This window comes from Hymenobacter rigui, assembly GCF_003944715.1.
Classification (GTDB): domain Bacteria; phylum Bacteroidota; class Bacteroidia; order Cytophagales; family Hymenobacteraceae; genus Hymenobacter; species Hymenobacter rigui.
Genome location: NZ_RWIT01000004.1, coordinates 215,558 through 228,915 on the forward strand (window position 1 = coordinate 215,558; position 13,358 = coordinate 228,915).

Annotated in this window: 10 protein-coding genes and 1 tRNA gene; 8 read left to right on the forward strand and 3 right to left on the reverse strand. The window is 60.3% G+C overall.

Going from position 1 to position 13,358, the window contains the following annotated elements; all coding sequences use genetic code 11:
* Positions 1–26: 26 nt before the first annotated feature.
* Positions 27–1,280: a site-2 protease family protein gene (locus tag EI291_RS10050; RefSeq protein ID WP_240635480.1), complete on the reverse strand. Its 1,254-nt coding sequence runs from the start codon at positions 1,278–1,280 to the stop codon at positions 27–29.
* Positions 1,237–1,902 carry an HAD family hydrolase gene (locus tag EI291_RS10055; protein ID WP_125419686.1) on the reverse strand — a complete coding sequence of 222 codons (666 nt, stop codon included), beginning with the start codon at positions 1,900–1,902 and terminating at the stop codon, positions 1,237–1,239. Before EI291_RS10055 ends, EI291_RS10050 begins: the two co-directional genes overlap by 44 nt.
* Positions 1,903–2,029: 127 nt before the next feature.
* On the opposite strand from EI291_RS10055, the gene EI291_RS10060 reads away from it, so the two are divergent.
* From EI291_RS10060 to EI291_RS10090, 8 genes are all read left to right on the forward strand, one after another.
* Positions 2,030–2,106: transfer RNA gene (locus tag EI291_RS10060), tRNA-Ile, on the forward strand.
* Positions 2,107–2,403: 297 nt separating this feature from the next.
* Positions 2,404–2,631: a hypothetical protein gene (locus tag EI291_RS10065; RefSeq protein WP_125419687.1), complete on the forward strand. Its 228-nt coding sequence runs from the start codon at positions 2,404–2,406 to the stop codon at positions 2,629–2,631.
* Positions 2,632–2,731: 100 nt separating this feature from the next.
* Complete coding sequence (locus EI291_RS10070) at positions 2,732–3,754, forward strand: N(4)-(beta-N-acetylglucosaminyl)-L-asparaginase (protein ID WP_125419688.1); 1,023 nt, start codon at positions 2,732–2,734, stop codon at positions 3,752–3,754.
* Complete coding sequence (locus EI291_RS10075) at positions 3,751–4,476, forward strand: copper homeostasis protein CutC (RefSeq protein WP_125419689.1); 726 nt, start codon at positions 3,751–3,753, stop codon at positions 4,474–4,476. The genes EI291_RS10070 and EI291_RS10075 overlap by 4 nt, the downstream gene beginning before the upstream one ends.
* Before the next feature lie 56 nt (positions 4,477–4,532).
* Positions 4,533–4,724 carry a hypothetical protein gene (locus EI291_RS22855; RefSeq protein WP_170172594.1) on the forward strand — a complete coding sequence of 64 codons (192 nt, stop codon included), beginning with the start codon at positions 4,533–4,535 and terminating at the stop codon, positions 4,722–4,724.
* Positions 4,721–7,039 (forward strand): glycoside hydrolase family 20 protein, encoded by a 2,319-nt coding sequence (locus EI291_RS10080; protein WP_125419690.1) that lies wholly within the window; start codon positions 4,721–4,723, stop codon positions 7,037–7,039. Before EI291_RS22855 ends, EI291_RS10080 begins: the two co-directional genes overlap by 4 nt.
* Before the next feature lie 77 nt (positions 7,040–7,116).
* A complete protein-coding gene (locus EI291_RS10085; RefSeq protein ID WP_125419691.1) occupies positions 7,117–9,423 on the forward strand; it encodes a GH92 family glycosyl hydrolase in 2,307 nt (768 codons plus the stop codon).
* A 189-nt stretch (positions 9,424–9,612) separates the two neighbouring features.
* Entirely contained in the window at positions 9,613–11,031 is a 1,419-nt protein-coding gene (locus tag EI291_RS10090; RefSeq protein ID WP_125419692.1) for a glycoside hydrolase family 125 protein, read from the forward strand.
* A 161-nt stretch (positions 11,032–11,192) separates the two neighbouring features.
* Here the strand turns inward: EI291_RS10090 and EI291_RS10095 are convergent, their stop codons facing one another.
* Entirely contained in the window at positions 11,193–13,250 is a 2,058-nt protein-coding gene (locus tag EI291_RS10095) for a HelD family protein (RefSeq protein WP_240635481.1), read from the reverse strand.
* Positions 13,251–13,358: the final 108 nt, after the last annotated feature.

Genomic DNA, 13,358 nt, shown 5'->3' on the forward strand with positions numbered 1-13,358 from the left:
GAAACCCCGCAAGTCGGCGGAAATCATCAGGATAAAAGAATAGGGGAGGGCGTAAAGCACAGCGCAAAAATAAGCAGCATCAGCCACCCCAGCACCTGGCGGCCCCTGGACAGCGGCTGCTCCCGGGGCGCTACCGGATGAAAAATGCCCGTAGCGCGGGCCAGCAGCAACCCAAACAGCAGCCAGCCCGGCATCCCCATCAGGCCCGGTATGGCCGAGGCTAGAGCTATCTGCCCCAGCCACACGGCCCCCGCCAGCAACACGGCCCGGCGGGCCGTGGGCACCGCCCGCCGGAACACCAGCCACAGGTAGAGCCCGTAGGGTACCGCGCCGTACAGCCACATATCAGCGCCGGAATGCAGCGTGAACAGGCCCAGCCCGGCATAGAAGATAAAGGCCGTGAACAGCCCCACCGACACCCGCGCCGCCCGACGCGGCCCCAGCAACCCGTACACGATGTGGCCCCCATCCAACTGCCCAATGGGGAGCAGATTCAGGGCCGTGAAAAACAACGCCAGCACGCCCGCCACCAACACCGGATAATGCACCAGCTCATTCGGATGCGGCATCCGGGCCGGATCGGCCAGCCACGCCGCCAGCCATTTAAACAGCAGCGGCTGGGCAAGCACCAGACTATTCCCTGGTTTCAGATGTTGATATACATGCTGGGCGTACTCAGAGCCAAAAGGCCGGTACTCCGGGTGAAAACCGTACAGATACTCCAGCGGCGGCAGATGAGTGAGGCCATACGCCAGCACGCCCACGGCCACCACAAAGCCGGCCAGCGGCCCGGCCAAGCCCACGTCAAAAAACTCCTGACGGGAAAAAATTCGGTCCTTGATGCGGATAACGGCCCCAAACGTGCCTATGCCGATGGGTAGCGGAATAAAGAACGGCAGCGTGGCCCGGATGCGGTAGTAGCGGGCCGTGAAATAGTGCCCGAACTCATGCACCGTGAGCACACCCAAAAATGGCACCGAATACCACAGTCCAACTTTCAGCGCGGCCCATAGCCGCGGCTGCAACAGCACCTCAAACGGCAGCCATATATCCGCTAGAAACTGATTACGCATCAGCTGCACCCCGGCCAGCGTGGTGGTCAGGGCCGTGAGCAGAAACAGCCCCAGATGCAGGGCATATCGCAGAGGACGGGGCCAGGGTTGCCGCTCGTAGCGCCGGAACGCAGCCTTGGCATCCTGCGCGGCGGCCGTTGAGGATAGAACAGGCCCCGAAGCGTCAGGCAGCGGGAGGAGCGGTGGATTCTCGGTTGGGGAAGGCACGGAGGGCAGCGGGCAAAGCGTCGAGCAGCGTGAGCGGCGGAGTCAGAAAAAGCGTGTGCAGTCCCAGGCGCTGAGCCGTAGCAATATGCTGGGGACTGTCCTCAATAAACAACGTTTCTTCGGCCTTCCAGTTCATCTCCCGCAGGGCGTGGTGGAAAATTTCCTCGCCCGGCTTGCGCAGCCCCACCTGCTGGGAGTAAAACACCCGGTCCAGGCAGTCGGCAATGCCATGCTCCAGACCGTACTGCGTTTTCAGCCGCCGGTTTATTTCCTCAATGTGAATATGGTTGGTGTTGGAAAGCAGGGCGGTCTGGTGGCCCTGGGCCCGCAACTCGGCAATAAGGGCCAGGCGCTCGGCCGGTACATCCAGCAACATGGCGTTCCAGGCAGCGTCCAGCTCGGCATCGGTGGCCGTAAGCCCGTAATGCTGCCGCAGCCCCGCCCGAAACTGGTCGGGGGTGAGCTGGCCGGTTTCCATTTGGTCGAACAGTTCGGCCTGGGCCGCCTGGGTAAACTCAATGGCACTACCGTGCCGGCGCATGGCGTCCACAGTCAGGCCGTAATCAATGTTGATGAGTACGCCCCCAAAATCGAAGAGCAGGTTCGTCAGCTTGCGCGTCATGAAGTCAGGTCAAACGGCCTGCCCGGGGCTATTAGCAAACTTTCCGGGGCAGGCGAATTGCAAATACGGCCGCAAAAGTCGAAGTTTGCACAGCTGAAACCAACTGCTACGCGGGAAGTTTCGCCTAGGGCCTATAGCTCAATCGGTTAGAGCAACTGACTCATAATCAGTAGGTCGCTGGTTCGATTCCAGCTGGGCCCACCAATAGCTTTAAAAAACCTCATTAGCGACGTTCTAATGAGGTTTTTTCTTTTATTCTGAAGCCGTAGATGGGTAAGCACTTCTTTTATCTTTAGACTTACAGGTAATGAACTCCTTGCTGAATAGCTTCTATTGCAGGATATAAAAGCACTTTTCTAGACCTCAGGATGGCTGATACAAGCAGTATGCTCCACCGGAAAACAGCAATGAACGTGGTAACATAAAGGCCAAACGGCAGCACTCAGCCCCGGCCTGTGAATTAGGCAAAACGCCAATGGAGTAGGGTACGTAAGCAGGCAGATGACAGAGCAGCAACCATTCGAGCCGGAAATTCCGGAAGAACCCCAGGTCAATGACCATTTCCTGGAAGATTTAGCCGCCGCAACAGGACTGTTCAACCCGGCCATGATTGTGGAGGAGCTGCAGGAACTGGACCGGCTGGATACGGCTGCATCTGCGGAGCAGGTAGCCGCACACGAGGAGAAAGAGGCCGGGGCGGTGGCCCCGGACCCTGAAAATCTTCCTTAAACTCCAGCTCAGCAAGTTGCTACTGCTTCGGGTTGAGTGGCATCCGTACGGGAAGTGAAAAATCAGTTTATTTGAGGAAGCTCATATCGACTTCCCGTTCATGCCTACTCGTCGCAAATTTATTGCCTCTTCAGCTGCTGGCCTGGCCGCGCTGGCAGCCAGCCCCTCGGTAGAAGCCCTGAGCCTGCCACCTGCGCCGGTAGCGGGGAAGCCGCAGGTCATTTCAACCTGGGATACTGGCCTGGCCGCCAATCTGGGTGCCTGGAAAGTGCTCAGCAAAGGTGGCCGCGCCCTTGATGCGGTAGAAGCCGGCGTGATGGTAACGGAAGACTCGCAGAACTGCTGCGTGGGCCTGGGCGGTAATCCCGACCGGGAAGGCATCGTGACACTGGATGCCTGCATTATGGATGACCAGTTTAACTGCGGCAGCGTGGCGGCCCTGGAGCGCATCAAACACCCCATCAGCGTGGCCCGGCGCGTGATGGAACGGACCCCGCACGTGATGCTGGTAGGGGAGGGCGCGCAGCAATTCGCCGTGGCGCAGGGCTTTCCGCTGGAAGCCCAGAAGCTCAGCCCCGATGCCGAGAAGGCCTATAAAGAATGGTTGAAAACCAGTCAATACAAACCCGTAGTCAATATTGAGAACTCCGGAACCCGTAATACCGGCCCGGTAGGCGGCGCCAACAACCACGATACCATTGCCATGCTGGCCCAGGATGTCCAGGGCCGCCTCAGCGGCAGCTGTACTACCAGCGGCATGGGCTTCAAGATGCGTGGCCGCCTCGGCGACTCGCCCCTCATTGGCTCGGGCTTGTTCGTGGATAATGCCGTGGGTGCGGCGGCAGCAACCGGCCAGGGGGAAGATGTGATTCGGATTGCCGGCGCGCATACGGTGGTGGAGCTGATGCGCCAGGGCATGTCGCCGAAAGCGGCCTGTAAAGCAGCTATTGAGCGGGTAGCCAGAATTAAAGGTGATAAGGCCAAAGATATTCAGGTGTGCTTTATTGCCATTAGCGCCCAGGGGCAGCATGGGGCGTTTGCCCTGCAGAAAGGCTTCAGCTATGCCGTGTGCGACGCCCAGAATCAGCAGCAGCTTATTCAGGCGGAGTATCTGCTGAAATGAGCCTGCTACTGGAAATCTGTGCGGGCTCGGTGCAGTCGGCCGTGGCGGCGCAGGCGGGGGGCGCTAACCGGATTGAGCTGTGTCAGAGCTTGGAGCAGGGGGGCGTTACGCCTTCCTACGGTACCATTCAGCGCGTACTGGCTCTGCTGACTATTCCTGTATTTGTGCTGATCCGGCCGCGGCCAGGCAACTTCGTGTATGATGCGGAAGAAATGGCCATCATGGAAGCCGACATCCGCCAGTGCCGGGCACTGGGTTGCGCAGGCGTGGTGCTGGGGGCTTTGGATAAAACGGGCCGCGTGGATTTGGCTACCTGCCGGCAACTGGTGGAAGCGGCGGGGAATATGTCGGTTACTTTCCACCGCGCCTTCGATGTCTGCTTGGACCAACATCAGGCTCTGGAAGATGCTATTGTGCTGGGCTGCCACCGGGTGCTGACTTCCGGCGGGCAGCTAACTGCGCCACAGGGGCAGGAGCAACTGGCCGCGCTGGTGCAGCAGGCGGGCGGGCGCATTCAGATTATGCCCGGCTCAGGCGTCACACCCACCACTATTCAGGATTTGGCTCGGTGCACCGGAGCGCAGGAATTTCATGCCAGTGCCAAAAAGCTGTTGGCCGGTCCGCCCGCAGCCAAAGCCACTGAGTTTGATGCGCCGCGCTGGGAAACCGACGCCGATAGTGTGCGGGAACTGGTAATGAGGCTATGCGCCGTGCAGGAATGAGCTGCAGACTGTCTGGGGCACCTGACGTTCAGCAGGGCGTTTTTCTAGGCGGCTCCGTGAGCAAGTGGTTTGCCTATTTACAGGGCGGCTGGCAGGAGAGCCTGCGGGAATTCCCTTTTTTAAAGGTGGTGGAGCAGCTGGTGGTTGCGCCTTCCACTCTCGATAACGCGGCCGTCCTGGGTGCCGCGGCCTTGTGCCACATTAAGCAGGAGCTACCTTTCCATCCTTCTACTGTGCATTCCCTGTGAGAAAGAAAATCTGGCTACCCTTGGCTGCATTCCTTAGCCTGTCCGGAGCCGTTTCCGCTCAGCAACCGGCCGCAAGCCCGGCAGCCTCCATTATTCCACAGCCGGTGCGCCTTATGGCTGGCACCGGCAGCTTCGTCGTCACGCCGGCTACCAAAATATATGTTGACCCCAAAAACGGGGAGCTGCGCCGCATTGGCGAGACGCTGAGCCAGGATATCAGACGAACATCGGGCGTGCAGCTTCAGGTAGTAGCCACGCCAAGCAACCCCGACGCTGGTAGTATCCGGCTAACGTTACGGCCCGCGCTGGATACATTAAGCACGGAAGGCTATATGCTCAGCGTACAGCCCACGCAGGTGGTACTGGCTGCCAGCAACGCTCAGGGGGTGTTTCGGGGCTTGCAAACCATCCGGCAGCTACTACCTGTTCAGCGCGGGGCAGCCGTGAGGTTGCCGGCCGTAGAAGTCATTGACAAGCCCCGCTACCAGTGGCGCGGCATGCACCTGGATGTCAGCCGGCATTTTTTTGGGGTGGAGTTCGTCAAGAAGTATATCGACTACCTGGCACTGCACAAGCTGAATACCTTCCACTGGCACCTGACCGACGACCAGGGCTGGCGCATCGAAATCAAGAAATATCCCAGGCTAACCTCGGTAGGCGGCTGGCGCGACGGCACCCTCATCGGCCACTACACCGACCAGCCCCATCAGTTCGATAACGTCCGCTACGGCGGCTTCTACACCCAGGAGCAGATCAGGGAAGTGGTGCGGTACGCCCAGGAGCGCTACATCACGGTGGTGCCGGAAATTGAGATGCCCGGCCACGCGGTGGCGGCGCTGGCGGGGTACCCGGAATTGTCGTGCACGGGCGGGCCGTTCAAGGTAGAGGGACTGTGGGGCGTGTTCGATGATATTTTCTGCGCCGGCAACGAGCAGACGTTTACTTTCCTGCAGGACGTGCTGACGGAGGTGATGCCGCTGTTTCCGGGCAAAATCGTGCACATCGGCGGCGACGAAGCGCCCAAAACCCGCTGGCACAATTGCCCCAAATGTCAGGCCCGCATGAAGGCCGAGGGGTTGAAGGATGAGCACGAGCTGCAGAGCTATTTCGTGCAGCGCATGGAGAAGTTCGTCAACTCCAAAGGCAAAAGCATCATCGGCTGGGATGAGATTCTGGAAGGCGGCCTGGCCCCTAATGCGGCTGTTATGTCGTGGCGCGGGCAGGAAGGCGGCACCACGGCGGCCCGGCAAAAACACAACGTGGTGATGACGCCCGGCTCCCATTCCTACTTCGACCATTACCAGGGCCTGCCCGAGCTGGAGCCGCTGGCCTTCGGGGGCTATTTGCCGCTGTCGAAGGTGTACACCTTCGAGCCCACCCCGAAGGAGCTGACACCCGCCGAGCAGCAGTACATTCTGGGCGGGCAGGCCAACATCTGGACCGAGTACATTCCCACCGAACAGCAGGTGGAGTATATGGCGTTTCCGCGCATGTCGGCGCTGGCGGAGGCGCTCTGGACGCCTGCCCGCCAACGCAACTGGCCCGATTTTCAGCAGCGCATGCAACAGCAGTACCGCCGCTACGAGGCCTGGGGGGGCAACTACGCCCGCAGCGCCTTCAACGTGCGCCCCCAACTCACCCTCGACCCCGCCCGCCGCACCACCACTGTAACCCTGCAGATGGACGCCGCCGGCCCGCAGATCCGCTACACCTCGGATGGCTCGGAGCCCACGGCTGCGTCCATGGCCTATACTCAGCCGTTCACGGTGCCCAACTCAGCCGTTATCAAAGCGGCATCTTTTGAAGAGGGGAAGATGACGGGCAAGGTCACAACGCGGGAGCTGCTCATGCACCAGGCGTTTGCTAGGCCCGTAACTCTGCTCAACGAGGCCAACAAGAGCTACAAAGGCATGGGGCCGCTCACGTTAGTAGATGGTCAGAAAGGCTCCACCAACCACGCCGACGGGCAGTGGCTGGGTTTCTATGGCTCCGATTTGGTAGCCACCCTGGACCTGCAAAAGCCCACCGAAATCAACACGGTTACCAGCACTTTCCTGCGGGCCGTGGGCTCCGGAATTCAACTGCCCACCAGCGTAGAAGTGGCCGTGTCGGAGGATGGTAGAACCTTCCAAACCGTGTACTCCGCACCCGTTTCGGTGCAGACCGCGCCGGCCAAGCCCAGTGTCAGCGAAGTGCGGGCGGACGTGAAAAAGACCAAATCCCGGTATGTTCGGGTGACGGCCCGCAACGCCCAAGCCCCCGGAGCCGCCAGGCCTGATACCTGGCTGTTTGTGGATGAAATTGTGGTGCAGTAGCGGGTGCTTTTGTCCGGGCAGCGCGCCACTGGATTATCCTGCTTTTTTGACCCTGTTTACTTCTCAAATGCCAGCGTATGCAGCTTCTTTTTAGTCGGTTTTTTCTGTTGGGTACGGTGCTCAGCTGGGGCTTAGTCGTGTTAGGCTGCACCCGCATCCAGCCGGCTCGTACACCGGCGGCAACAGCCAAAGCCCCCGAGCCCAGCCTGACGCGCTACGTGGATCCGTACATCGGAACAGGCTTCCACGGGCACGTATTCCTGGGGGCGAATGTGCCGTTCGGGGGCGTGCAGCTGGGGCCCGTCAACGTGACGGAGGGCTGGGACTGGTGTTCGGGCTACCATTATTCCGACTCCACCATCGTGGGCTTCGCCCACACCCACCTCAGCGGCACCGGCATTGGTGACCTGGGCGACGTGACGGTGATGCCGACCACCGGGCCGGTGCGCGTGATGGAAGGCCGGGCGAAGAATCCGGAGCGGGGCCTGCTGTCGTTTTTCTCACACAAGGAAGAAGAGGCCCGGCCCGGCTACTACGCCGTGCGCCTGAAGCGCTACGATATCCGGGCCGAGCTAACGGCCACCGAGCGGGTAGGCTTCCACCAATACACTTTCCCCAAGTCCGACGCCGCGCACCTCGTGTTTGATTTGCAGCAGGGTATCGGCTGGGATTTGGCCACCGATACCCACATTGAGCAGCTCAACGACAGTACCCTCATCGGCTACCGCAACTCCAAAGGCTGGGCTGAGGATCAGCGGCTGTACTTCGCGGCCGTTGTTTCCCGGCCCATCCGCAGCTTCAGCAGCGTACAGGTGCTCGATACGCTGGGCAACACCAAGCCCGCCGCCACTGGCAACCGCCTCAAGGGCGTGCTCACCTTCGCCACTCAGGCCGGGGAGAAAGTAAAGCTGAAAGTGGGCATTTCGCCCGTTAGCACGGATGGCGCGCTGGCCAACATCCGGGCCGAAATTCCGCACTGGGACTTTACGAAAGTGGTAGCGCAGGCCGATGCCGCCTGGAGCCGGGAGCTGCAGAAGGTACAGATTCAGGCCGACGAAAACCGCCGGAAAACCTTCTACACGGCCCTGTACCACACCATGATTGCCCCCTCGGTGTTCAACGACCACAACGGCGACTACCGCGGCACCGACAAGCAGGTGCACCGCAACCCGGGCTTCACCAACCTCACCACCTTCTCGCTCTGGGACACCTACCGGGCCGCGCACCCGCTGTTCACCATTCTGCAGCCCGAGCGGGTGAATGATATGGTGAACTCCATGCTGGCCATATACCAGCAGCAGGGCAAGCTGCCGGTGTGGCACCTGATGGGCAACGAAACCAACTGCATGGTGGGCTACAGCGCCGTGCCCGTGGTGGTGGATGCCTACCTGAAAGGCTTCAAGGGGTTCGATGCTAACCTCGCCTACGAGGCCGTAAAAGCCACTGCCATGCGCGACGAGTTCGGGCTGAAAGCTGTGAAGGCCCAGGGCTTTATTCCGGCCAACAGCGAGGTGGAAAGCGTGTCGAAAGGCCTGGAGTACGCCCTGGCCGACTGGTGCATTGCCCAGATGGCGCTGAAAATGGGAAAGCAGGCTGATTACGCCTACTTCAGTAAGCGCGCCCAGAACTACCAGAACTACTTCGATAAAAAAGCCGGCTTCATGCGCGGCCGGGTGTCGCAAACCGAGTGGCGCACGCCCTTCGACCCCTTCAAATCGGTACACATGAAAAGCGACTTCACCGAGGGCAACGCCTGGCAGTACACCTGGCTGGTGCCCCAGGACGTGGAGGGCCTGATTACGCTGCTGGGCGGGGAGCAGCGGTTCACGCAGAAGCTGGATTCGTTGTTTCTGGTGCAGGGCAGCATGGGGAAAGAAGCCTCGCCGGATATTTCGGGGCTGATTGGCATGTACGCCCACGGCAACGAGCCGGGCCACCACATCACCTACCTCTACAGCTACGTGGGTCAGTCTTGGAAAACAGCCGAGAAGGTGCGCTTTATCACCGATAATTTCTACACAGCCCGGCCCGACGGCATCATCGGCAACGAGGATGTGGGGCAGATGTCGGCCTGGCATGTGTTATCCACGCTGGGTTTCTACCCGCTGAATCCGGCTAACGGGGCCTACGTGTTCGGCAGCCCGGCCGTGGAGCGGGCCACCATCCGGCTGGCAGCCGGCAAAACGCTCACCATCGAGGCTAAAAACAACAGCGCGACCAACAAGTACATCCAGGCCGTAACCCGCAACGGCCGGGCCTACACAAAATCCTACATCACCCACCAGGACTTGCTGCAGGGCGGCACGCTGGTAGTTGAAATGGGCCCGACCCCCAGCCCCACCTGGGGCGTGGCCCCCGCCGACAGGCCCAAGTCGGTGCTATAAACGATGCCAGAGTGCTCTGCCGGGTAAATAAATAGAACGTCATGCTTCGAAAAGCTCAGTACGACGTTCTGCATTTAATTGCCGGACTCTCTTAACAGCACCCGACGACAGCACGCGAGATTCCTCGGCTTCGCTCGGAATGACGTACTTATTCCTCCCCAATCCCAACCACCAACTCCCATTCAACCCATGAACCGCCGACACTTTCTTCAGGGACTCACGCTGCTTTCCGGTGGCGCGCTGCTGCAACCGACTTCCGTGCTGGGTGCTGCTCCGGCTTTCCCGGTGGTGCGGCCGGCGGAGGCGAAGCGGCGGTTCCGGAGCCGCGCAGTGGAGGCGGCTATCAAGGAGTTTCAGAAGAAAGTGCCCAACCAGGAACTGGGCTGGCTGTTCGGCAACTGTTTTCCGAGTACCCTGGACACTACCGTAACCTACGCCCTGCGCGAAGGCCGACCCGATACCTACGTCATCACCGGCGACATTGACGCCATGTGGCTGCGCGACTCCTCGGCCCAGGTGTGGCCCTATCTGCAGTTCATCAAGAAGGATGCAGAGCTGCGGCAGCTGGTAGCCGGCGTTATCAACCGCCAGACGCGCTGCATCCTCAAAGACCCCTACGCCAACGCGTTTTACGGCGACGACGCGCGGGTGGGGGAGTGGAAATCGGACCTGACGGCTATGCAGCCCGGCGTACATGAGCGGAAATGGGAAATAGACTCCCTCTGCTACCCCATCCGGCTGGCCTATCACTACTGGAAAACCACCAACGATGCTGCGCCGTTTGACGCCGCCTGGCAGCGGGCCATCAAGCTGGTGCTGCAAACCTTCCGGGAGCAGCAGCGCGAGGACAGCCTGGGCCCTTACAAGTTCCAGCGCGAAACCGCCACCGCCACCGATACGCAGCCCATGAACGGCTACGGCTACCCCGTGCGCCCGGTGGGCCTGATCTGCTCCGCCTTCCGCCCCAGCGACGACGCGACGCTCTACTCGTTTCTGGTGCCCAGCAATTTCTTCGCCGTAATCAGTCTGCGCCAGGCCGCCGAGATGCTGACCCAACTAGCCCAGGATACCACCACCGCCCGGCAGCTCACCGCCCTGGCCGACGAAGTAGAAGCCGCCCTGCGCCAGTACGCAGTTGTCGACCACCCGCAGCACGGCAAAATCTACGCCTACGAGGTGGATGGTTTCGGCAGTCAGGTGCTCATGGACGACGCCAACGTGCCCAGCCTGCTGGCGCTGCCCTACCTGGGTGCCGTATCAGCCACTGACCCTGTTTACCAGAATACGCGGCGGTTTCTGCTGTCCGAAAACAACCCCTTCTTCTTCAAAGGCCAAGCCGCCGAAGGCATTGGTGGCCCCCACGTGGGCCAGGATATGATCTGGCCCATTGCCATTACCATGCGCGGACTCACCAGTCTTCAGGACGACGAAATCCGGGCGTGTGTGCAGAGCCTGCGCGCCACCCACGCCGGCACCGGATACATGCATGAATCCTTCCACAAGGACGACGCCACCAGGTTCACGCGGGCCTGGTTTGCCTGGGCCAACACCCTGTTCGGCGAGTTCCTGTGGAAGGTGTACCAGGAGAAGCCGCAGCTGCTGGCGTAATGATTAAATCATCATGCTGTTTAAAAAGTAGAACGACGTCATGCTGAGCGCAGCCGAAGCATCTCGCGTGCTGACGCAAGATTGTTTTTCAACGAAGCGGGAGAGATGCTTCGGCTGCGCTCAGCATGACGTTCTTCTGCATCGTTCAGGCGGCCCAGACATTATTCGACACCATTGGTTGACAGGAAAGCCGTAAGCTCCCCCGAATACGTGAGCGTAAGCTGGTGCATAGCCCGGGTGCAAGCCACGTACAGCATGCTTCGGTCAACGTCCGTTCGGTAGTTGCGCGCGGAAACAAAAGGCACGATGACGGCATCAAATTCCAGCCCCTTGGCCAGGTGAGCCGTGGTGATGATAACGCCCTCTTTGAACTTGGTGGATTCGTCGGTGAGCAGGTACACGCCGGGGGCTTGCAGCGCCTCATACACCTGCTCGGCTTGCCGGAGGGTTTTGCAGATAATGCCCAGCGAGTGACTGGCGGAGGCAGGGAAATCCGTTAACAATTGCCGAATGGCCTCCAGCTCTTCCTGCCGGTTCCCGCAGCGGGTTACCGCAGGTGTGGGACCGTGCCGCTCCAGCGGAATAATGTCCGGGTTAGGCGTGATGCGCTGAGCAAAGGCCGTAATTTCAACGGTGGAGCGGTAGCTACGGTAGAGCTTTACCACATCGGCCTGCGGAAACACCCGTTCAATGGTTTCGGCCGAGGACGCGCTGTAGGGGTTCACTGTCTGGCTGACGTCGCCGAGGATGGTTTTGCGGCAGTGGAACAGGCGCGACAGCACGGCGTACTGCACCGGCGTGTAGTCCTGCATTTCATCCACTAGCAGGTGCTTCACGTGGTCGTAGCCGGGCAGGCCTTCCAGCCGGATGCGCAGGTAAATCAGGGCAAATACATCGGCGTATTCAAGCCGCTGGCCGGGGTGGAATTTCAGCAGCTCGGGCCGCCCGATCCAGCGGTAAAAGTCCCGGTATAAGTCCACCACGTTGTGCAGCCGGAACATGCGGGGCAGGGCCTCGCCAATCGTGCCTTTTTCCTGACCCGTGAGCTTGCGGCCGGCCGCGTCGCGCACGAAGGCCCGCACGTCGTTGGCAACCAGCGCAAACCGTTTCAGCAGCGGCACGCGGTGGTAGGTCCGGAACTTCTGCTGAATAAAGGCCGCCGGCACCACCGTGCGGCCCACCCGCAGCTCGGTTACGGTGAAGTAGGTATTCTCAATGTGCAGCAGGTACTGGTTCAGCTGGCTCAGGAACTCAAACGACGACTTGAACCGAATCCGCTCGATAAAGGCGGCGTCGTGGTGCTCCAGCAGCGCGGAAACCTGATCGAAGAAGGTCTGGAACGAGTAGCGGTTTTCCAGCAGATCGGCGGCCAGCTCCTCCATACCCATTTCCGGAATGTGCTCTTCGCCCAGTTCGGGCAGCACGTTGGAAATGTAGTCGGCAAAGACCTTGTTGGGGGAAATAATCAGGATATCCTTGGCGGCAATGGTTTCGCGGAAGCGGTAGAGCAGAAAGGCAATGCGGTGCAGGGCAATGGAGGTTTTGCCCGAGCCGGCCACGCCCTGAATTACCATCACTGTAGCCTCCTCGTTGCGGATTACCGCGTTCTGGTCGCGCTGAATGGTGGCGACGATATTCTTCATCTTATCGTCGGAGGACTTGGCCAACTCCTGTTGCAGCACGTCGTCGTGAATGTTCACGTCGCTGTCGAGCACAAACTCCAGGCGGCCGTCCCGGATTTTATACTGCCGCTTCAGGTCGATGTGGCCGTGCACCGGGCCCGATGGCGTAGCGTAGGAAGCCTCGCCCAGCTCAAAATCATAGAACAGCGAGGAAATGGGCGCGCGCCAGTCGTACACCAGATTCCGGCGCTGCTGCTCATCAAAAAAGGAATGCACCCCGATGTACACCGGCGTGGCGGGCTGGCTGGAAGTGCCGAAATCAATGCGGCCGAAATAGGGTGACTGCACCAGTTTGAGCAGGCGGCGCTTCCGGGCTACCGCGCCTTCGCCCGTGAGGGCCATGCGGTTGATGGACTGGTCGGCGGCTACCATATCGGCCTCGTCCATGCCCGACTGATGCTCGTGGATGTACTGTTTTTTCTGCCGCAGCTCACTGGAAAACTGCTTCACGGCATCATCCACGCGGCGCACGGCCAGCGTGAGCTGCTCCTTGATTTCTTCCAGGTATTCTTTCTCTTCTTGCTCAGTGGCGTTCATCACGGGCGGCTCTTGGAAAACGGACCACAAAGGTGCCATCAAATTCCCGGTTCCTGAAGCAGCGGCCCGCTTTTATCCGATGTCCAATTAGGCAGTGTGGGCGGCAGG